Source organism: Saprospira grandis str. Lewin (genome assembly GCF_000250635.1).
GTDB classification, from domain to species: domain Bacteria; phylum Bacteroidota; class Bacteroidia; order Chitinophagales; family Saprospiraceae; genus Saprospira; species Saprospira grandis.
Window position 1 is genome coordinate 2,479,560 of record NC_016940.1, and the last position, 22,240, is coordinate 2,501,799.

The following is a 22,240-nucleotide window of genomic DNA, read 5'->3' on the forward strand; positions in this document are numbered from 1 at the left end:
GCGAGCAGAATGATGGCCCAACATGATTGGCTGCGGCCTTTAGGCTGCAGAATCTTAAGCAAAAAATACAACCGTATCCAATATTTTGCTGCTAAGCGAGCTTAACTTTCTTGCAGAAGGGGCTAAAAAAGGCCGAAGAAAATAGCCCAAAGCAACAACTAAAGATGAGCGGCCTAGCGATGTGCAGCAGTGGCCGTCAGGCCAGACCGAGGAGCGAAGCGACGAAGGGCCGAGCGAACAGCGAGCTGCGGAACGTAGCGCCCGCCAAAGGCGGGAGGCCCCCAAAAAAACAAGAAAAAACAAAGGACTTAGGGCCTTGAAAAGGAGTCCTTCAGCGCTTTGGAAAATGTAAAAAAGGAGCTGCGAGTCCGCAAATCCGCAAAAAGCTTTGTATCTTCGAACCTTGGGAGAGGGACGCCTCTTCAAACCTTAAAAAGTATAGCTATACCTATTCTTATGAAACAGTTTTCTTATTTGTTGTTGTTGGCCCTGTTGGTCTACAATGGCAGCAACTTGCAAGCACAGTCTGCTCGAAATCCTTGGGGCCTTGGTATTTATCCGGGGGCCTATAGTTTTTATGCCCTAGAAGGAACCGATCTTTTTGCCCCCGAAAAGTATGGGACGGGCGTAGAGCTCTCTTTGATGCGCCGTATTGGTAGTTACTTTGACCTAGGCGTAGAGACTAATTTTGCTCGTTTGGCTCATCCGCTAGATTCTGCCTCGGCTTTGGCCGCAGATCAGGGAAATTATGGCAACCGCAGCAACTTTTTGTCGGGCCAAATGGCCCTGCGTTTCCGCTTAGACGGAGGCATTATGGATAAAAACTCGGCTTTTGTGCCCTTCTTTAAAGTGGGTGTTGGCGGAAGCAGTTATGGTGATTTTGCCAATTGGAGCCTGTACGTGCCGGTTGGTTTGGGCTTTCATTATCATTTGCCCAAAACGCCCCTAACGATTACGGCCCAATCGAATTATAATCCGCATTTTCTCTTGCCTGATGGCCAAGAAATGATTGGTGTTTTGCACCATTCTATTGGTTTGACCGTGCAGTTGGGCAAAACCCAAAAGAAAACGGATAATACAGAATTTATTGAGCTGGCCAAGCAGGAGGGACCCAAAGCGCCCGACCGCGATTATGATGGCGTGCCCGATGAAAATGACCTTTGTCCCGATATTTATGGCTCTCAAAAAACAATGGGCTGCCCCGATAGCGATGGCGATGGCATCAAGGATATTGATGATAAATGTCCACAACAAGCAGGTTTTGCTAACCTAGAAGGTTGTGCAGATAGTGATTATGATGGCATTATTGACCCAGAAGATAATTGCCCAGATATCTATTCTGAAAATGAAAATGGTTGCCCCGATGGTATGGGCGGCGGCGAGGATGCCGATGGCGATGGCATTGCTGATGCGGATGATCTTTGCCCCAATGAAGCCGGCTCATTTACAGCCAATGGCTGCCCCGATGCCGATGGCGATGGCGTGCAAGATGCCCTAGATATCTGCCCCGATTATTATGGCACCGATGAGTATGCAGGTTGTCCCATGCCTAAAAAACAATTGGATAGCCTCAAGGCTTTGGTGGATGCCGTACGCACACAAAGCGACTTCAATGAGAAAGGCTATACCACCACCAATGGCGGTAAAACCATCCAAGATAAGTTTGGCAATGTTCTAGAAATTGATGTAGATGGAAACATCATGAATGCCAAAACAGAAGAAAAATTGACCACTACAGGCGGTTACCGCCTAGAAAAAGGCCAAATCCTCAATGAAAATGATGAAGTCATGAACATTGGCGATGATGGCTTCCTTTATGCCAATGGGCAAAAAGTAGATACCGAAAACAACCTCTGGGCTTGGGGCTCTAATCCCGACCCTTCTGGCGCACGCACAGGAGGAATCAGCCTGGGTAATCCCGTTTCTGATAAGTTTGCCAATAGCAACCTTACGGGTTATGCGCCTGTCAAGCAACTAAGCCCTCAAGAAGCGGCCTACTGCCAGCAATTGGACCTCAGCGAGCTTCGGGCCGCTATCTATTTTGATTATGATGCTGGCCAAGCCGATGCCAACTCACTTCGCGCCCTCAACCGCATTGTAGAAGCCATGCGCCGCTGCGCCATTTTGGAACTACAGGTGGCTGGCCATGCCGATGCAGATGGTTCGGAAGTTTATAACCTAGAGCTTTCTGAACGCCGAGCAAAATCTATCCTCCGCTATATCAGTGGCGCCGGGGTAGATGATCGCCGCCTCAAGTTTAATGCTTATGGAGAGCGCTACCCCATTGCCCCCAATGTAGAGGGCAGTAAATCTAAAAACCGCCGCGCAGAAATTCGCGTACAGAGAGCCTACTAAAATGGCGATCTATTGATAAAAGAACAAAGCAGAAGCATCTCCCTTGCGGGCGCTTCTGCTTTTTTTTGGACCAACCAACGACTTATGTTTGACCTCATCCCGAGCTTCATTACGGCCTTTATTATTACCTTTTTTGCCATCCCTTCTATTATTAAAGTGGCCATAGAAAAGAATCTTTGCGATGAACCTGGCGAACGCCGTTCGCACAGCCGAAGCATTCCCACCCTTGGCGGTTTGGGCATTTTTGCAGGCCTTATTTTTTCAATTACCTTCTGGATCCCCTTTGATAGTGCCGCTTATCCGGCCCACCGCTACGTACAATATGTCCTTTGCGCCTATATCATCATTTTCCTGATTGGGGCCAAGGATGATATTATCCCGCTCAGCCCCGTCAAAAAGTTTTTGGGCCAAATTGTGGCCGCCTGTATTTTGGTTTTCAAAGCAGGCATCTATCTCAGCAGTCTTTATGGTATTTTTGGGATCAATGATATTCCCTATGCCTTGGCGGCCCCGCTTTCGGTCTTCAGTATGTTGGTCATTATCAACGCCCTCAATCTCATTGATGGCATCAATGGCTTGGCCGCCACGATTGGCATCATTTGCTGCGGAGCCCTAGGCCTTTGGTTCTATCAGTTTGGCCGACTCGATTTGGCCATTTTGGCCTTTGCTATGCTGGGCTCATTGGCCGCTTTCCTTTATTATAATGCCAGTCCCGCCGAGATTTTTATGGGCGATACGGGCTCGCTTTTGCTGGGCCTCACCCTCTCGGTTTTGGCCATTTCTTTTATCGAGAGCAATAAGTTGCCGCATGAGCATTGCTATATCGAATCGGTGCCAGCCGTAGCGATCGCCATCCTGATTATTCCCCTTTTTGATACCCTCAGGGTCTTTAGCCTTAGGGCCATGCGCGGCAAATCGCCCTTCCAACCCGATCGCACGCATATTCATCATATTCTCATCGATCTGGGCTGTAGCCATATGCAAGCCACCGCCATTTTGGCCCTCGTCAATCTGCTTTTCATTGGCATTGCCTTTCAGTTGCAGTTTTTGGGCAGCCTAGAACTCCTTTTAGTCTTGCTATTGATTGCCGTTTTACTCACTAGCTTTTCCTTTTATCTGATCAATCGCAAGCAAAAAAAACAGCTCTAAAGGTATAAATTTAGTAGTTTTTGGGGCCTCCGCTGCGGCTTCGCCTTGCGGCGCTACGCTTTGGGGCTCGCTATTCGCTCGGCCCTTCGCCAGCAAGCTGGCTCGGTCTGGCCTTCGGCCACCCCGCCGCATCGCTAGGCCGTTTGGCCTTCGGCCATGGCGGCTTCGCCGCACTGCTGCACATCGGTTACTCCCTTTGGTCGTCGAAGACGCCCTAAAGGGCTTGTTGTGGCCTGCGGCGGCAAAGCCGCCTGCAAAGCGCAGAAGGGCCAGAATAGCCGAATTCTAGCAATTTCAAGACTAAAATTCTTCAATGCCATAGTTTTCCCCTATTTTTGTAGACCAACACCTTTTGATGATTTTCATTAAAAAAACGGCCCTATTTGCCCGTTTTTTCCATTTTGAGACTAAGTAGATTACATGAAAAATATTCGCAATTTCTGCATTATTGCCCATATCGACCACGGAAAAAGTACCTTGGCCGACCGTATGCTCGAGATGACCAACGCCATCTCTGAACGTGAAATGCAAAGCCAAGCCTTAGATGATATGGACCTCGAAAGAGAAAGAGGGATTACCATTAAGGCCCACGCTATCCAAATTCAACATGAACATGAGGGAGAAACCTATATCTTCAACCTCATCGATACCCCCGGCCACGTAGATTTCTCTTATGAGGTTTCTCGCTCTATTGCCGCCTGTGAGGGGGCCCTCCTTTTGGTAGATGCTACTCAAGGCGTACAGGCCCAAACTATTTCTAACCTCTATTTGGCCATTGAGCACGACCTAGAAATTATTCCGGTCCTCAACAAAATTGATATGCCCTCGGCTATGGTCGAAGAAGTATCAGAAGAGGTCATTGATTTGCTTGGCTGCGATCCCGATGATATTTTGACCGCCAGCGGTAAAACTGGAGAAGGGGTAGACAAAATCTTTGAGGCAATTATCAATCGGATTCCCGCCCCCGAAGGCGACCCCGAAGCTCCCCTACAAGCCATGATTTTCGATTCTGTCTTTGATAAGTACCGGGGCGTTATTGCTTATTTCCGTATTTTCAATGGCAAGATTCGCAAAAATGATATGGTGCAGTTCTTTAGCAATAAAAAGAACTTGCAAGCCAATGAAATCGGCGTACTCAAAATGATCCAACAGCCCGAAAAAGAGCTATCTGCAGGGGCGGTAGGTTATGTAATTACAGGAACTAAGGACTCTAGTGATATCAAAGTGGGAGATACGCTCACTTTGCAAGAAAATCCCACCCCCACTCCCGTAAAGGGGTTTGAGGAAGTAAAACCTATGGTTTTTGCCGGTATTTTCCCTATTGATAATGACGATTTTGAGGACCTTCGCGATGCCCTCGAAAAACTACAGCTCAATGATGCTTCACTCATCTTTGCCCCCGAAACTTCAGCCGCATTGGGCTTTGGTTTCCGCTGTGGTTTCTTAGGGATGCTGCATTTGGAGATTATCCAAGAGCGCTTGGAGCGAGAGTTTGACCAAAATGTCATTACCACCGTACCCAACGTAGGTTATTTTGCCTACAACAAAAAAGGGGAGGAGATTATCGTGAATAACCCTTCCGAATTGCCTGACCCCACGGTTTTGGACCGAGTAGAAGAGCCTTATATCCAAGCTCAAATTATTACTTCTCCAGATTATATTGGACCAATTATGGGCCTTTGTATGGAAAAACGGGGGATGATTAAGAATCAGGTCTATCTTACCACCAACCGCGTAGAACTCACCTTTGAATTGCCCTTGGCAGAAATCGTTTTTGATTTCTACGATAAGCTAAAAACAATTTCTAGAGGATATGCCTCTTTTGATTATACGCCTATTGATTATCGAGCTTCTGATTTGGTCAAACTCGATATCAAACTCAATAGCGAGGCCGTAGATGCCTTCTCTAGCTTAATTCACCGAGATAAGGCTGCTGCTTTTGGCCGCCGTCTTTGTAAGCGCCTCAAAGAGATTTTACCCAGACAGCAGTTCCAGATTGCCATTCAGGCAGCTATTGGGGCCAAGATTGTCGCTCGAGAAACCATTTCGGCCCTCCGTAAGGATGTAACCGCAAAATGTTATGGTGGAGATATTAGCCGTAAGCGTAAACTCCTCGAAAAGCAGAAAGCGGGTAAAAAGCGCATGAGAGAGGTGGGGAATGTTCAGGTTCCACAAAAGGCTTTCCTCGACGTTCTCAAATTAGGAGATTAAGCCTAAGTTTATGAAAATCATCACAGTTGTGGCGGCCATCTGGCAAAGAGCAGATGGCCGCTTTTTTTTAGCCCAACGAGCTACAGGCCAATCATTTGCGGGCCAATGGGAGTTTCCAGGCGGAAAGCTAGAGGCCCAAGAAACGGAGCCCCAGGCTTTGGCCCGAGAAATGGAGGAGGAGTTTGGCGTTCAGGCCCAAATTGGTCCCTTCTTTATGGAGAGCCTGCACCCCTATAAGCCCCAAAAAACAATTCGTTTGCGGGCCTATTGGATCAAGTCTGTTCAAGGAGTACCCCAAGCTTTGGAGCATGCTCAACTGGCTTGGGTTTTGCCCCAAGAGCTATTAAATTATAGCCTCTCTCAGGCCGATATTCCCATTGCCAAGGCCTTGTTGGAGCAGTTGGATTAAGGAGTCCTCCCTTTAAAAATCTTTATACTTATGTCTATACTCAAATACATGTTGTTGTCTTCTGCACTTTTGGCTAGCCAATTGGGCCAAGCACAAAAGGCAGAGGAGCAACGGCCAGAAGAAGCCGAAATACTCTTGCAAAAACAATTTATTGAGGCCTCTAGAGAAAAGATTTTGGGCAATAGCAGCGAGGCATTAGCCCGCTATAAGGAAATTGTAGAAAAGGCGCCCAAATTGACTGCGCCCTACTACCAAATGGCCGAAATCTATGAGGAGCTTAAGCAGCCCGAAGAAGCGCTGAAGGCCTTGGCCCGTTGCCATGAGCTCGCCCCAAAAGAACCCATTTATTTGACGGCCTATGCCAAAGCGCTAAGTAAACAGGGCAAACATAAGGAGGCGGCCAAACTTTATGAGGATCTGGTCAAAGAGAATAAAGAAGAACGCTACTTTCATGATTGGATTTTCTATTTGCTCCGAGATAAGGACCAAAAAATGGCCCTTAAGGTCTATGACCGCCTAGAAAAAGAGAAAGGCCCTAAAGCAGATTACTACCTCAAGCGGCATAAGATTTATGCTCAAATGGGGAAGGATAAAAAGGCGCTCAAAGAGTTGGAAGAGCTACAAAAGAAGCTGCCCCCCTCTGCGGAGCATTATTTGCTTTTGGCCCAATACCAAGAACGCTTGGGTTTAGAAAAAGAAGCCAAAGCCAGCTATAAAGAAGTATTGGCCCTAGATCCCAAACAAGCCGATGCGAACATTGCCATGGCCGAGGTTTTTCGGGCCGAGGGGGATTACCCCCGCTACTTAAAGGCCCTAGAACAGGTCTTTGCCGATGGGGGACAACCGCCTTTGGCCAAGATAAAAGTCTTAGAACCCTTGGTCAATGCCTATTTATCGGGCAATAGCCAAATTGATGGACCAAGTTTGCAGCGTTTGGCCAAAAATATTCTTCAGCAGCATCCGGGCTATGCGCAGGCGAGCCTGCTCTATGGCGATTTGCTCAGCCAGGATAGAAAATATGGCCTAGCCGCCCAAGCTTATGAGGAAGCCCTGGCCCAAAACAAAAACCAACTGCCCATTTGGGGGCAATTGATGGCGAGCTACAACCGCTTACAGAATAGTCAAGCCTTATTGAAAACGGCCCAGGAATGTGTGAGTTTGTTTCCTGCCCAAGCCCTAGGCTATTACTATCAGGGATTGGCCCAAAACCAACTAGAGGATTATACCGCAGCAGGCAAAAGCCTAAAAAGAGCCATTGAGCGGGCCTTTGACCAGCAGCAGCTCAAGGCGCATGCGCAGGCGGCCTTGGGGCAAGCCTTGGCTGGGCAAAAGAAATATACAGAGGCCGAAAAGCAATTTGAGCAAGCTCGGGCTATTTTACCCAAGGCGCCTGCGCCTATGGCCAGCTATTGCCAAAGTTTATTGGCCCAAAATAAGTCTTTGGAGGAGGTAGAAAAAATGAGCAAAACCCTACTGAAAGAAGATGCCTATAATCCGCTTTATTTGGGCATTGCCGCCCGTTTGGCCTATTTGAAAAACGACTTTAGAGGGGCCAAAAAAGAATTTGGAAAAGCCTTTGACAATGGGGGCGAACGAAATCCGCTTTTGCAAGAACAATATGGCGATCTGTTGTTTAAAATGGGAGATATGGAGGGTGCCCTTACGGCTTGGAAAAAAGCCAAAGAACTGGGGAGCGTCTCGACTATATTAGAGCGGAAAATTGAAAGCAAGAGCTTATATGAGTAAATCTGTGCGAAGAAAAACGGCCCTAGCCGCCCTAGGCGGCAGCGGCCTAGCGATGCGGAGCGGGTGCCCCGCAGGGGCAGACCGAGGCGGCCAAGCCGCCGAAGGGCCGAGCGAGCAGCGAGCCCCGCAGCGTAGCGCCGCAGCTTGCTGCGGAGGCCCAAAAAAACAGTACTTAGAATTCCTACTTTTCTTCTTTTTAGTGCTCAGCTTGGGCGCTTGTAAATCTGGCGAGCGCTTGGCCAAAAAGACTGAAGAGCGGACGAAAAAAGAGCTGCTCAATCGCTTAAAAGCCCAATATCTGGATTTTGAGTGGTTGGAGGCCAAGGGTAAGGGCAAACTGAAGACTGAAGAAGAAAACCTTTCTTTTAGTCTGAAAATGAGGATGCGAAGGGATAGCCTGATTTGGATGACCTTTAAAAAAGTGAGTGTAGAGGGCCTGCGTTTGCAGATTTCTAAAGACCGTTTGGAGACCTTAAATCGACAGGCCAATGAATATCGGGCAGAGCCTTATGGCAAACTGGAAGAGCAATTGGGGGTGAGTTTGAGCCTGCGAGAACTGCAAGATTTGCTCTTGGGGAACCCGATTTTGCTGGAGCGTTTAGATTTCAAATTAAAGCAGGATAGTCAGTATTATCATTTGACGAGCCCCCTGCCAAAGGATGGGCAACTGCAGCTCTGGTTGGATGCTGATTATCGGATTCGGAAAAGCCGTATTCAGCGGACGGAAGCGGAATATATGACCGTTACTTTTGAGGATTATCAGGAGGTAAATGGGAAATATTTGGCTTTTACAAAGATCTTGGAGGCCCAAAATGCAGCGGGAAAATCCGTATATTTGAAGATTGATTTGAAGAAAATAGAATTAAACGAGCCGCAGCGCATGCGTTTTAAGGTGCCCGATCATTATGAGCAATGGATTAATGGCTATAAGCAGTAGCATTTGTTTATTGATATGTTTGTGGACCCTGCCCTTGCTCGGGCAGAGTCGGGCCGAGCTATTGGCCAAACGCAAGCGCCTGAGCCAACAAATTGCGCAAACGGCCTCTTTATTGGACCAAACCGCCAGCAACAAAAGCCAAACCGTAGAAGAATTGGCCTCTTTGCAAAAGCAGTTGGAGCAGCGGCAAGAGCTCTTGGAGGTTTTGGAAAAAGAACAGGCCCAATTGGCCGCCGAAACCAAGGAAAGAGAGGGTAAACTGGCCGAACTACAAGGCCAATTATCCGCTTTTAAGGCCAGCTATAAAAAGGTGTTAGTGGAGCTCTACAAAACCAAAAAGACCAGCTCCTATTGGGGAAATTGGTTGAGCTTTAGTGGCTGGAGCCGCTCTTACCGCCAAAGCATTTACCTTAAAGAATTGGAGGAGAAACGGCGGCGACAAGCCCTGCTCTTGCAAAAAACCGCCGATAAAGAAGCCGAGGAATTGGCCCAACTAGAAAAAAAGCGCATCGAGCAAGAACAACTGCTCATCGCCACCAAAGAACAGCAGCTACAACTAGAAGAAGAACTGAGCGATAAGGACCAATTACTCAAATCGCTTAAGCGCAAAGAAGGCAGCTTGCGGCAGGCCCTAAAAGCCAAAGAACGGCAGAAAAAACAGCTCAACCGAAACATTGAAGCCGCTATTCAGGCCCAAATGCTCGCCGCCAAAAAGAAAGCCCGAGTCTATGAAGACGGAGGTAGTAGCAATAGCTACAAAACAAGTAGTAATCAACAATTTAAATCTAAAAAAGGGAAACTTCCCGCCCCCGTAAACGGTAGCATCATTGCCGCCTTTGGCCGAAGAAGACACCCTCTTTTTGAAGAAGTATATTTAGAAAACAATGGAGTAGATTATCGAACAGCGGCCAAGGCGAGTGTCCGTAGCATTGCCGACGGACGAGTGGTCAGCCTTTTTGAGATACCCGGCAGCGGAAAAGCAATATTGGTCCAACATGCCAATTATTATAGCTCTTACGCCCATATCCAAAACGCCAAAGTAAAAGCTGGACAAAAAGTAAGTGCGGGCCAGCAATTGGCCGAAGTGAGCAAAGACCCGCAATCAGGAACCTATATCCTGCATTTTGAATTATGGGAGGGCAAGAAAAAACTGAACCCACAACAGTGGTTACGCCCTTAGATTTTGAACGAACTCGAAGTTATATAGTATGTCAGAGAAGTGGAACTTAGGAGAAAAGAATTTTCAGCCCAAATTGGGCATCGAAAAGGCCGTTTTGGTGGCCGTTATTTTACCCGATCAGCCCGAAGAATTGGTGCATGAGCATTTGGATGAACTAGAGTTTTTGGCCGAAACCGCCGGGGCAAAAACGGTCAAACGCTTTACCCAACGCCTAGATCATCCCGATCGCAGAACCTTTGTGCGCAAAGGGAAAATGGAGGAGATCCGAGATTATGTAGAAGATAAAGAGATCAATCTGGTCATCTTTGATGACGATTTGACGGGTAAGCAAACGAGCTTTTTGGAAGAGGAAATTAAGTGTAAAATTGTCGATCGCTCTAGCCTGATCCTCGATATTTTTGCCTCTAATGCCCAAACCGCCCAAGCCAAAGCGCAGGTAGAATTGGCCCAAATGCAATACCTTTTGCCCCGTTTGAGAGGGCTCTGGACCCACCTCGAACGCCAAAGAGGGGGGATCGGTATGCGTGGACCTGGAGAAAAGGAAATTGAAACGGATAGACGGATTGTCCGCGACCGCATTTCTTTGCTCAAAAAGAAGCTGGCCAAAATTGACCTGCAAGCCAGCACCCAAAGAAAAAGCCGTCAGGGCATGATCCGGGCCGCTTTGGTGGGCTATACCAATGTCGGAAAATCTACCCTGATGAATCGCCTCGGAAAATCAGAGGTTTTGGTTGAAAATAAACTCTTTGCCACCCTCGATACTACGGTCCGTAAGGTGGTGGTGGGCAATATGCCTTTCCTGCTCTCCGATACGGTCGGTTTTATCCGAAAACTGCCCCACCATTTGGTCGAAAGTTTTAAGTCTACCCTCGATGAGGTCCGAGAAAGTGACCTGCTGATCCATGTGGTCGATATCTCGCATCCCCAATATCGCGACCATATTCAGGTGGTGGAGCAAACCCTCAAGGAGCTGGGCGCGGGCAGCATTCCCTGCCTCTATGTCTTCAATAAAATGGACCGCTACCGCTCGGAGGTTTTTGACGATTTCTTGACCGCTGAAGAAAGAGAGCAGCTCGAAAGCGAACTGAGAAAACAATGGCAGGAGAAAACCCAAAATAAGGCGACCTTCATGGCCGTTACCGAAGAGGAGGGCATCGAGGAGTTTAGAGAAAGCCTGGCCCAACATATCGGCGAGCTCTATATAGAGCGCTACCCGCACAAAAAGAACTTTTGGTATTAACCGCCTTTTTTAAGGGATCATATAAATAGCAAGTGGATGTTAGATCTGCTTGCTATTTTTTTGGGGCCCGCGGCCGGCTAGCCTTCGGCTAGCTCGGCCGCCGCTATGCTGCGCCGCTCGCAGCTCTGCTCGGCCCTGCGTCGCTTCGCTCCTTGGTCTGGCCCTGCGGGCCACGGCTGCGCAGCGCTGGGCCGCTCAGCGGTCTTTCTTCTTTTGGCGGTCTTCTTCGGCGGCTTGGCCGTTTTGGGGAGACTGTTTAAAATTTTGTGTTTCTCCTTTTTGCTGCCTAGGGACAAGCCCCTAGGCTAGCTTTTTCAGACAGCCCTCTAAAGAGGGCCTTTGGATGAGGTCCTTTTTTGAAATAACTACTTAGCAAGGCCTTATATATCAGCAGTTGAGGCCCTCGCAGAGGGCTGACTCCATTGGATTAGCCTAGGGGCTTGTCCCTAGGCGATGAATGGCTGAATCCTGCTTTTGAGCACTAAGCTAAAGGCCAAAATTTTATTCTAATACACACAAAATCCTGAACAGTCCCTTAGCGCAGTTTACAAATGCCGTTTCACAAATTGCGAATAGGGCAAAAAGGTATTGATGAGGTATTTGATCTCTATCAAATAGGGCGTAAAGGTTTTGATGGGGTATTTGATCTCTGTCAAATAGGGCAAAAAGGTTTTGATGGGGTGTTTGATCTCTGTCAAATAGGGCAAAAAGGTTTTGATGAGGTGTTTGATCTCTGTCAAATAGGGCAAAAAGGTTTTGATGAGGTGTTTGATCTCTGTCCAATAGGACAAAAAGGTTTTGATGGGGTATTTGATCTCTGTCCAATAGGGCAAAAAGGTTTTGATGGGGTATTTGATCTCTGTCCAATAGGGCGTAAAGGTTTTGGTGAGCTGTTTTGCCTTTAGTCATGGCGGCTTAAAAGTCCCTGCTTCATTGAAGAAAGGTGAAGGTATTCGATTTTCAGGACCTGCGGCTTTTAAGCTGCAGGCCAAGGGGTGGCCAAAATCTAGCTTAGTGGTTCCGAAATTGGCTGCGGGTTTCAACCTGCAGTTATGGCCGAAGGCCAAACGGCCTAGCGATGTGCAGCAGTGGCCGTCAGGCCAGACCCAGCGGGCGCAGCCCGCGCAGGGCCGAGCGAACAGCGAGCTGCGAAACGTAGCGCCGACGAGCGTAGCGAGGCGGAGGCCCCAAAAAAATAGAACTAGAATAGGATACTCTATAATAGCTTATGTACCTTTGTGGAAACTACAACTGCGATGAAATACCCTCTCCTCCTTTTCCTTCAGTTTTTGAGTTTTTGTTTATTGGCCCAAACGGGCTCTATTCGGGGTAAGGTCAGTGATGCCGAGGCGGGCAAGCCTTTGGTTGGGGCTTTACTGCTTTTGGAGCAAAATGGGCAACAGCTCAAAGAAGTACAAACTGATTTAGATGGCAACTTTGTCATTTTGTCGGTACCTGCGGGCGTATACAGTTTAATTTGTACGCATCCGGAGGCGCCCAAACAAGAAATAAAAGGCATGACAATTCGGGAGGGCGGCATTCGCTTGGCCTATTTCCGCTTGGGGAACCCCGATATAGATTTGGGCGGTAAGGCCGAAGAAAATCATCAGAGCCAGAACCTCAATCGCTATTCGGCCCAAAGTATGCTCCTGCGCAGAAAAAGTAGCCAGCAAATTATAGAAACCCTAGCGGCCGAATCTGTTTTCCACTCTGGCGATGAGGACCTGAGTAAGGCCTTGCGCCAATTGCCCCAAGTTAATGTAGAAAACAACAACCAATTATTTATCCGAGGACTAGGCGGGCGCTATCTAAAAACCCTGCTCAATGGGGCCGAACTACCCAGCTTGGACCTCAACAATAGCCTGATTCAACTCGACCTTTTTCCCAGCACGATCATTGACCATATCATTTTGGAAAAAGGCTATTCGGCAGAGCAGTTGGCGAGCTCGGGCACGGGCATTATCAATATAGAAACCCGCCGCTTTCCAGAAAAACAACAGTTGCAGCATCAATTGCATATTGGGATGCACCAAAGCGCTAGCTTCAACCCCAACTTTATGAGCTATGAGGGGGGGACGCTAGACTTTATCGGCCTAGATGATGGCAGCCGAAGTCTGCCCTCCGATGCCCTGAACCTACCCGATAATCCCTCTTCTAGAGACCTCACCCTAGCCTTGCGCAATAGAAGTCTGGCTTTTCCAGCCAACTTTAGCACGAAAATGAATATGCCTGGCCCCAATCTGGGCCTCAATTTCTCCATCAGCCGCCGAAAAGACCTTAAAAAAGGCCGCTCGATTAGCTACGCTTTTGTGGCCCTCTTCAAGCGATTTTCTATGATGTATGAGGGCGGTTATGCCGCTATGCACCACCTCACTGGCGACTATGAAGCCAATTATGAGCTAGAAAATCAGTTGGAGCTTAGCGACCAATTTTATCAGGAACAAAGCCGAGCCAATCTCTTTTTTACCCTATCTTATAAGAGCCGCCGTAACCGCATCTCCTTGGTTATTATGGATAATCTAGGGACCGAAAAAAGCTATCGAGAGCTAGAAGGCCTGGGTGGCAGATATCAATTTGCCTCGGGCTTAGGAGAAGATACTCGCTACCGCACAAAGAGCTGGGATTTTGAGCAGAAGAATATTGCAGCCTTGCAGCTTTTGGGCCGGCATCTCCGCCAAAATGAAGCCCTAGAAATTGATTGGACCCTCTCGGCTAGCCTCTCTAATAATAACCAACCCGACCTCCGCTATTTTAATGAGGTCTATAGCGTGAATACCTTTAGCGGAGAAGAACAAAGCCACCGCATTATTGAGGGCGCCGGGGGAGAACCTCGCCGTTTTTACCGACAAATTCAGGCCTTTAGCGGAGAAGGACAACTCAATTTTAAGCGAAAGTATAAGCAAAAACGACTCAAAAGCCTGAGCTGGGGCTTTAGAGGCACCGCCAAATACCAATACTTTGATGAACGCCAATTGCGCTATTCTACGAGCTATTTGCCCTATACGGGCGGGGGCGCAGCCAATTATATTCAAAGCAGCAACTACATCAATTGGTCTGATAGTACAAACAGCCTTGTGCCAGGTATCTTCATCGAAAATGCCTATGATTCTACCAATAATTATGTGGCTCTAGAGCTCCTTTTGGGCGGCTATACCTCTACTCTCTGGACCCTCGGGCCAAAAACGCAGCTAGAGGCGGGCTTCCGCCTAGAAGGCGTCATCAATGCCTATACGGGCTTCGATCAAGATAGCATTTCGGTCGATGGGCTCAATATGTATCCCGTCCTTCTACCCGCCTTTTCGCTTCGGCATGAACTGGATAAAGATATGCTTTTCCGCCTGGCCTATTCGGCCACTATTGCCCGCCCTTCTTTGCGAGAACTTTCGGCCTTTACCTCTTTTGATTATATGGGCGACTACCAAATTACGGGAAATTTGGAGCTGGCCAAGCAGCCTACGCATTTACAACATCTCGATATTCGCTGGGAGAATTATGAGGGCCAACGCAGCCTTTTGGCTGGGGGATTTTTTGCCAAATACCTCCAAAACCCTATTGAGTTGGCTACTCTAGAACCTGGCTTTAGCGACCAAATGCAGTTTCGAGCCGCTCCTTGGGGCTATCTGCTGGGCATGGAAATCGAACTGCGGCAAGAGCTAGGCATGCTGGGCCAATGGGGAGATGCCTGGTGGATGCAGTTCAATTTTAGCTACATCTATGCCCGAGCCAAAATTGCCAAAGAAGAACTAGATTTTATGCGCCTAGAACGAGCCGATGCCCCTAGTTTTCGCCCGCTTTTTGGCCAATCTCCCTATAATTTGAGCATTCTCTTGCAATATCAAAATAAAAAGTTAAATTTTGAGGCTAACTTGGGCCTTCAGGTCCAAGGCGAACGCCTAGCTTATGTCATTTATGGCAATACCCCCGATATTATCGAGCAGCCTCGCCCCAATTTAGATGTTCATCTGAACAAACCGTTGGGCCGACATTTTGAGCTTCGCTTTTCGGTACAAAACCTCTTAGATAGCCCATTTTTGCAAACCCAAACCTTCAAGGCGAGGGAATACGCTTATCGGCAGTTCAATTGGGGCCGTAGCTTCAATTTTGGCTTCTATTATAATATGTAATTTTTTGGGGCCTCAGCAGCAAGCTGCTGCGGGCTGTGTCGCGGCTCGCAGGTCTGCTCGGCCCTTCGGCGCTTGCAGCGCCTTGGTCTGCGGCTTCGCCGCCCCGCTTTCCATCCCTAGGCCGCTCAACAGTTGGCCTAGCTCAGGGCCCTCTTCTTCGGCCCCCCAAACGAACTTATCTCCCTAAATAAAATTTCCCCCTTATGATTTATCGGATACTCCTCTTTTCTTCCTTTTTGCTCTTTAGCCTGAGCCTTTTGGGCCAAAATAATTTGGGCGACTCTGTGCTGCAAGCCCGAAAAGCCCTGGCCGAAGTCGAATTGCTCAATTCTAAAGAACATCCCAATTATGCCGAAAAGGCCATGGATTTGGCCATGCTCTATTATCGCCAAGACCTAAGCGAAGAACCCGATAGCTTGGTCGCCCAAGCCCTAAGAGTTTTGGGCCGAGAATATGGCGAAGCCTCCGACAAGTTTCAAAGCCAATTGGCCAAATTAGAAGATGAAAAAGCTTGCTTCCTCTATAGCAATTACCAAATCGAAAAGGCCAAATATACCGATGGCGAAAATAGTCTGGCCCACCTCAAAGCGATGCGAGAACTGGTAAAATGTTACCTCATTACCGTAGATTATGCTGGCCACGATTTAGCCGTCTTAATCGCCCAAAAATTAGAAGAAAATTATCCCGAAGAGGATCTCGCCGACTTTATAGCCTTTCTGCCCAAAAACTTAAATCAGCTGGTCCTGCTTCAACGCAGCTTTGAACGCCAAAGAGGCGAAAACTTTCAGGATTTATCAGACCTGATTGAAACAGAAGCTCAAAATAAAACCGAACGACTTATCCTACAAGATATTAGCCTTTTGCTGTATAAGGCCCTTTTGGTCGAAAGTGAGTCTTCCCTCTATTACGGAAGTAAGTTTCAGTCTTATATGCAGCTAAGGGAACAAATTCTTAGCCTCCAAGAAGAAGGGCTAGATGCCGAAGCTAGACGCATTAAACAAAAAATGCCCGCCGAAATGCAACGCTTTTTTGCCCAAGAAATGGAGGTCCGTGCTCTGCTCGCTAAGCATGAAACCAATAGCGAAACCTTCTATAAAAAGTTTAAGGCTTTTATTGATGATAGTGACCAAGGCTATGCCTATGAATTTACCGATGTAGATATTACCGAGGAAGTAAATGCTGTATTAGCAGACCTGAAAAAATATCATGGCGGCCGCAAAGCTCCTTTCTATTATCAGTTTAAATATATCAAAGATAGTCAGCGCTATAGCGATGAAGAAATAGAACGCCGCAGCCTAGCCGAGGAGCTAGAAGCTATTCAGGAAGAAAATGATGGAGATATTAGTGAGGAGGAACTAGATGTCCGCCTCAAAATGGCCCTGCTAGCCGTTAAGGACCTAGATGATGAACTGGCTTTTCAGTCTTTTCAAGACCTATTATCTGCCGCCCTAAGTAAAGACCTAGACGACCTCGATCTTGATGCCATAATGGCCGATGATTATGTTCCAGATGATAGCCCCGATACGGAAGAGATTTACTTGGCCAAAATTCCACAACCTTGGCGGGATATTATGGAGGAAGAGACCAAAATTCTCATTGCTGACTATAATGAAGATCAAAAACTTCCCTTTTATAAGGTAGCCGCAGGAGCCCAATTGGTTAAAGCCGGGATTCTGGTCTATGAGAAGGGCTTCAAGTATATTCAGGAGGCCATCCGAGAAGTAAAACCCAAGGATGAAGAGGCGCTCGTTCAGGCCATTATTCCTATTCTAGAAGAACGCCCACTAATGTTCTATGATGATATTTATAAGGCCGCTGTGGCCCATTTATCTTTGGCCAGCAATAGAGCATTAACCGCTGCCACCCTAGAGTTTATCCGCAAAGCAGAGGGCGGCATCTACAATGATGAGTATGCCGATGTTTTGGCCATGAAGGCCCGCTACCTTTATGATCAGGAGGATAGCGAAAAGAATGGCCTGGCCCAAGAAGCCCTAGCCACCTACGAACAAGCCCTCATGATTTATGAGAAAACAGAGGGGATCTCTATCTTTTATGTAGAACTACTAGAAAAAATTACCGATAAGCTCCTTAAGGATGACCGCTGGGAGACCGCTAGTAGCCAACAACTTTTTGAGCGCCGCCTCAAGGGGTTTGAGCTGCAAGATATAGAGGTCTATATGGGCCGCTACTTGCGGGCCTATCAGGATTTTGCCAATTGGCATTATGACAACGACCGCTATGTAAAGGCCGAGGGACTCTATAAAAAGATGCTGCTCCGCCTGCCCGATGCCGATGAATTTGACCGCGAAGTGGTGGATGAGGCAGAAGTCTACTACCGCCTAGGCCGTATTTATCGCAAAACGGGCCGCTATATTGCCGCCTATGAAGCCCTACAAACGGCCCAACAAAAGGTGGCCGAGCCCAGTGGCCTTTTGGTCCAAATTCTAGATGATTTTGGCCAAACACTACAAGCCCTAGGCGAATACCAAGAGGCTAAAGATTATTTTGACCAAGCTCTTGTCCTACTCCTAGAACTCGAAAGCCAAGGCCAAGTAAACCGCAGTACAAAGTTTAAGGATGCCCTGAATTATATCAAAATCCTTCGCCACCAAGGAGGCGCCATGCTCGAAGAAGGAGAGTACGAACAGGCCTACGATATCTTTAAGCGAATTATGGCCTATGAGGAGCAGTCTAGCTTGCTCGACTTTAAATACGATGCCTCTCTACAACAATTGTTGGCCCTTTATTATGACCTCATGTATGAGGATGAAAAAGCCAAAAAATATCAGGAAATGGCCCTAAAGGGCTTAAAAGACCCTACCGAATTGGCCGACCTTCAACTGCAAATAGCTAGCTTTTACCAAAAAAGAGAACAGCTAGAAAAAGCAGAGGTCCACTACCTAAAGGCCTTGGATATTGACCTAAAACGCCTAGAGGATAGCTATAATGATTTGCCCGAAGAGGAACGCCTAGAGTTTTTGCGCCCCTTGGCCAAACGACTCAATGCCTTTTTCTTGTTTGTGGCCCAAAACCCTCAGCCCAATTTGGTCCAAACAGCCCTAAACGCTCACTTTAGAGTAAAGGGCCTAGCCCTAGAAACTAGTAGCAATATCCGCCAAGTTATTTATGCCTCCGATAATGTGGTGCTGCAAAATAACTTTGAGAAAATGCAAAATCTCAAAAAGGAGGTGGCCCGCCTGCTTAGCCTTAGCCCCAAAGAACGAAAGGCCGAAGGCGTACAACTGACGGTCCTAGAAAAAGAAATTAAGGACCTAGAAGAACGAATTAGCCGAGACTCTAAACCCCTCAGAGAGGTCTTTGAACAAGAAAATCAACAGCTCAATTTGGCCCAACTCAAAGAAAAGTTAGGCGAAAATGAGGCCGCTGTCGATTTCTTGCGCCTAGAGCGAAGCGATGATTATGGAAATATTAGCGCCCAGTATTATGGAATGCTCATGCGGCCCGAATGGGAGGGACCAAAAATGATCCCCCTTTGCCTAGAAAGCGAATTGGCGATGAGCCTGCAAAATGAGGTTTCTCCTGCTGGACTCAACTATATTACAGATGACCTAGAGAGCAATAATCTCTATTTTATGCTTTGGGAACCCATGGAAAAAGAGCTGGAAGGCGCCAAAACTATCCACCTTTGTCCCACCGGATTATTGGCCAAAATTGCCTTTGCCACTCTGCGAGTAGATGATTTTTCTCGCCTGCGCCTGATGGACCGCCACGATATTATTTATCATAGCGCCATGCGAGACCTCCTCCGAGAACAGACCGCTAGCCAAAAGGCCAAAATCTCTTTGATTGGTGGGGTGAAATTTGACCTTAGCCAAACAGAACTAGAAGTTGTGGCCCAAGCACAAAATGTAGAACTCCCCTTTGATAAAATCAAAGAGGGCGAACTGGGTATTCCAGATTTTGGAACCTTTAATGAGGAGGCCCTAGCCGCCAATTTACCAACCCCCAAGGCTGGCGCTAGCCGTGGCGAAGACTTCCTTTATTTGCAAGGAACAGAAAAAGAGGTCAACCAAATTGCCCAGCAGTTTCAGGCCGAAAACTGGGGCGTAAATAAAATTATGGGCCTCAATGCCCTAGAAGAAACCGTAGTAGAGCATATCAACCGAGAGGAGCCCAATATTTTGCATGTAGCCACACATGGCTATTTTTTCCCTGCGCCAAAAGTAGAAACGGACCTGCGCAAGGCCTTGGCCCAAAAGAAGCAAGAAAAAACCTTTGAAGAGCGCTTGGCCGAAATCGAAAATCCGCTCTTCCGCTCGGGCTTGGCCCTGACTAATATTAACTATGTCTGGAAAGGCCGAGCTCCCATTGAGGGCCTAGCCGATGGAATCTTTAGTGCCTATGAGGTCTCTAACCTCAATCTTTTCCAAACAGAATTGGTGGTCCTTTCGGCCTGTGAAACAGGCCGAGGCGATATTGATAATAACGAAGGAATTATGGGCTTGCAAAGGGCATTTAAGATGGCCGGTGCCCAACGCCTGATTATTAGTCTTTGGAAGGTGCCCGATGCCCAGACCTCTGAACTGATGCAGCGTTTTTATCGCCACTACTTATCTTTGGGCAATTATCATAAGGCTTTCCGCTTGGCCCAAGACGAAATGCGGGCGCAGTACCGTAACCCCTATTATTGGGCGGCCTTTATTCTGCTCGAGTAAACGGCCCCGCCTGGCCTAGCGCTGCGGAGCGGGTGGCCGAAGGCCAGACCGAAGGCGAAACGAAGTGAAGCCTGAAGGGCCGAGCAGACTTGCGAGCCCCGTAGCATAGCGGCGGCCGAGCTAGGCGTAGCCTAGCCGGCCGCAGGCCCCAAAAGTATATCCAAAACAAACATTCATCATATTTAATTGCAATTGTATGAAAACCTATCTCCATTATTTTGCAGCCCTTCTGCTGCTGTTTACCCTAAGCCCTTCCCTAGAGGCCCAGATGATTCATGACGCCCGAAAAATTCGGGAAATGATTGATGAAGATGGGATGCTGATGACGACAAAATCGACACAATCAGAACTCATTAAGTTGTTGGCCTACAACTTGGACCGCCCCTTAGCCAAGTCGGCTAGCCAGGCGGATGTACTAGAAGCCTATGAAGACAACCCCTTTATTGCCCCCTATTTGGTCCTAGTAATGGCCGAGGAAGACCGAGGCGTAGAGGGCGACGGACAGCGGGCCATTGGTGGTTTGGCCGGAGCCGCTAGTGGTTTGGGCATGCCCGGTTCTACCTTTATTATGGGCCTAACCGACTTTCTAGTCAATCGGACCAAACAAGAGCTGACGATTGCCTTTTTTAAGGATTTTCAGAAAAAAGTGGAGGAATCTGAGGAGATGCGCTACCTCTTTCCCACCACTTCGGCCGTTTTGCTCCAAATTGATAAGGATATTTACCGCTTTAATGCCTTTTGGGAGGTTTTGAGAGAAAGCTTTTTGACCGACCTCAATGACTTGGGCTACCATCTAGATGATTTTGTGCAAAATTCTTCTCGCATCAAGAGCCCCATGCAGCGCCATATGATGAGCGACTTTTTTAAGGTAGGCGAGCTCTTGCAAGAGCAAACTCCTCCCGCTCAAATTGTGAGCTATATGGCTGAAGATGCCTATTTGCACGTGCTTACGCCCGAGGATGATAGCGCCGCTTTTGTGCCCGTGATGCAACGCAACCTCAAGCTATTGGGCTTGTTCTCTAAGGCCTTGGAGCAAAAAGATCAGTCTGGCTATTGGGTGACCCCCAATGAGGTGGTGGACCTTGTTCGCGACACTACTTTTAATGATATTTTCTTTGGCCTACTCTACCAAAAAGGAAAAGATTATCAAATTGATGAGGAGAAAACCTTGGGCGAAAGCCTTTTGGACCTCCGTGGCGATAACCTCAAGATGCGTTCATTGGTCAATAACCTTAAGCGCTTTGCCGATGAGGGCAAAAATGTACAGCGCATTGCCAAGGATATTCGCGGCAGAAAAAATGCTCGCCGCCGTGCCAAAGGAGGTGCTACCCTAGACGAAAGCGAGAAGGAACTGGAGTTTGACGACTATTATCATTTTACTCAGGGAGTCTCGAATATGCTGCTAGAAGGTTATAATTTTAAGAAGCAGTTGGTGGGCGCCACTACCGAGCAAGATAGTATTGTAGACCGTTATTTGGGCATTGTGGGCGACCTCAACACCCTGGGCCTCAATATCCGCAAGAAGCATTATACTTCTGCCGTGATCAATACTTTGGTCATTATTGAAAAGCTCTTGCCCCAAGACGAATATGCTTGTGAGCGCAAGAATTTGATGAAGTACGGTAGCTTTATCGCTACGGCGGTACAGGCCAAATCTTCTAAGGAAGTGAGCCAGGCGATTTCGGCTTTTGCTTTGCCTCCTGGCGGCTCTGCCATCAAGAAATACTCTCGCTTTAGTGTGGCCATCAATGCCTATGTGGGCCTTTCTGCTGGCCAAGAGCACCTAAATGGTGTTGGAACGAGCAGCTTTTATTCTTTGGCCACTCCCGTTGGCGTGACCTTCAACTGGGGCTTCAAAGGCGCGGGTTCTATCAGTATTTTGGCCTCGGCTATCGATCTTGGCGCCCTGACTACCTTCCGCTTTGAGGCCGAAGGCGAGGATAATGTGAGCGAATTGCCCGAGCTAAAAATGGAAAATGTCTTTGCTCCCGGCGCTTACCTCATTTATGGGGTGCCCAAATATCCACTTTCTATTGGGGTGGGTGCACAGTTAGGCCCCAACCTCAGAGAGGTGACCAATGCGAGCCTGAATATCGATAAAACTAGCGGCTGGCGCTGGGGCGCATTCATCGCCGTCGATATTCCCATCGTGAGCCTTTATAGCTCTAATAAATACTACAAAAAATGCTGCAAAAGCTGTAATCAATAGATAA

The 22,240-nt window shown here is 47.8% G+C and carries 13 protein-coding genes; 11 read left to right on the forward strand and 2 right to left on the reverse strand.

Translation table 11 applies throughout. The features are described from left to right. The first annotated feature begins 456 nt into the window (after positions 1-456). Both SGRA_RS11075 and SGRA_RS11080 read left to right on the forward strand, forming a co-directional pair. Positions 457-2,355 carry an OmpA family protein gene (locus SGRA_RS11075; protein ID WP_015692774.1) on the forward strand — a complete coding sequence of 633 codons (1,899 nt, stop codon included), beginning with the start codon at positions 457-459 and terminating at the stop codon, positions 2,353-2,355. Positions 2,356-2,367: 12 nt separating this feature from the next. Further along, positions 2,368-3,504, forward strand: coding sequence for a glycosyltransferase family 4 protein (locus SGRA_RS11080; protein WP_015692775.1), 1,137 nt, complete (start codon positions 2,368-2,370; stop codon positions 3,502-3,504). 134 nt (positions 3,505-3,638) lie between these two features. On the opposite strand, the gene SGRA_RS11085 is transcribed toward SGRA_RS11080, so the two are convergent. Beyond that, positions 3,639-3,824: a hypothetical protein gene (locus tag SGRA_RS11085; RefSeq protein WP_015692776.1), complete on the reverse strand. Its 186-nt coding sequence runs from the start codon at positions 3,822-3,824 to the stop codon at positions 3,639-3,641. 100 nt (positions 3,825-3,924) lie between these two features. Here SGRA_RS11085 and lepA point away from each other — a divergent pair, with 100 nt between their 5' ends. The 6 genes from lepA to hflX are packed head-to-tail and all read left to right on the forward strand — an operon-like array spanning position 3,925 to position 11,227. Further along, positions 3,925-5,715, forward strand: a complete 1,791-nt coding sequence (gene lepA, locus SGRA_RS11090) for a translation elongation factor 4 (protein WP_015692777.1) — start codon at positions 3,925-3,927, stop codon at positions 5,713-5,715. A 10-nt stretch (positions 5,716-5,725) separates the two neighbouring features. Further along, positions 5,726-6,124, forward strand: a complete 399-nt coding sequence (locus SGRA_RS11095) for a (deoxy)nucleoside triphosphate pyrophosphohydrolase (RefSeq protein WP_015692778.1) — start codon at positions 5,726-5,728, stop codon at positions 6,122-6,124. Between the two features lie 30 nt (positions 6,125-6,154). Continuing rightward, a complete protein-coding gene (locus tag SGRA_RS11100) occupies positions 6,155-7,870 on the forward strand; it encodes a tetratricopeptide repeat protein (RefSeq protein WP_015692779.1) in 1,716 nt (571 codons plus the stop codon). Positions 7,871-7,922: 52 nt separating this feature from the next. Then, positions 7,923-8,807 (forward strand): lipoprotein insertase outer membrane protein LolB1, encoded by an 885-nt coding sequence (gene lolB1, locus SGRA_RS11105; RefSeq protein ID WP_483475595.1) that lies wholly within the window; start codon positions 7,923-7,925, stop codon positions 8,805-8,807. Further along, positions 8,776-9,987, forward strand: coding sequence for a murein hydrolase activator EnvC family protein (locus SGRA_RS11110; RefSeq protein ID WP_041329631.1), 1,212 nt, complete (start codon positions 8,776-8,778; stop codon positions 9,985-9,987). The genes lolB1 and SGRA_RS11110 overlap by 32 nt, the downstream gene beginning before the upstream one ends. A 28-nt stretch (positions 9,988-10,015) precedes the next feature. Beyond that, positions 10,016-11,227, forward strand: a complete 1,212-nt coding sequence (hflX, locus tag SGRA_RS11115; RefSeq protein WP_015692782.1) for a GTPase HflX — start codon at positions 10,016-10,018, stop codon at positions 11,225-11,227. A 545-nt stretch (positions 11,228-11,772) separates the two neighbouring features. Here hflX and SGRA_RS11125 read toward each other — a convergent pair. Next, complete coding sequence (locus SGRA_RS11125; protein ID WP_015692784.1) at positions 11,773-12,060, reverse strand: hypothetical protein; 288 nt, start codon at positions 12,058-12,060, stop codon at positions 11,773-11,775. Between the two features lie 423 nt (positions 12,061-12,483). Here SGRA_RS11125 and SGRA_RS11135 point away from each other — a divergent pair, with 423 nt between their 5' ends. The 3 genes from SGRA_RS11135 (at position 12,484) to SGRA_RS11145 (ending at position 22,236) form a co-directional block, all read left to right on the forward strand. Next, positions 12,484-15,351 carry a TonB-dependent receptor gene (locus SGRA_RS11135; protein WP_015692786.1) on the forward strand — a complete coding sequence of 956 codons (2,868 nt, stop codon included), beginning with the start codon at positions 12,484-12,486 and terminating at the stop codon, positions 15,349-15,351. 203 nt (positions 15,352-15,554) lie between these two features. Further along, positions 15,555-20,027, forward strand: coding sequence for a CHAT domain-containing protein (locus SGRA_RS11140; protein WP_015692787.1), 4,473 nt, complete (start codon positions 15,555-15,557; stop codon positions 20,025-20,027). Positions 20,028-20,223: 196 nt separating this feature from the next. Then, on the forward strand, positions 20,224-22,236 hold the full coding sequence (locus SGRA_RS11145) for a hypothetical protein (protein ID WP_015692788.1): 2,013 nt from the start codon (positions 20,224-20,226) through the stop codon (positions 22,234-22,236). Positions 22,237-22,240 lie beyond the last annotated feature (4 nt).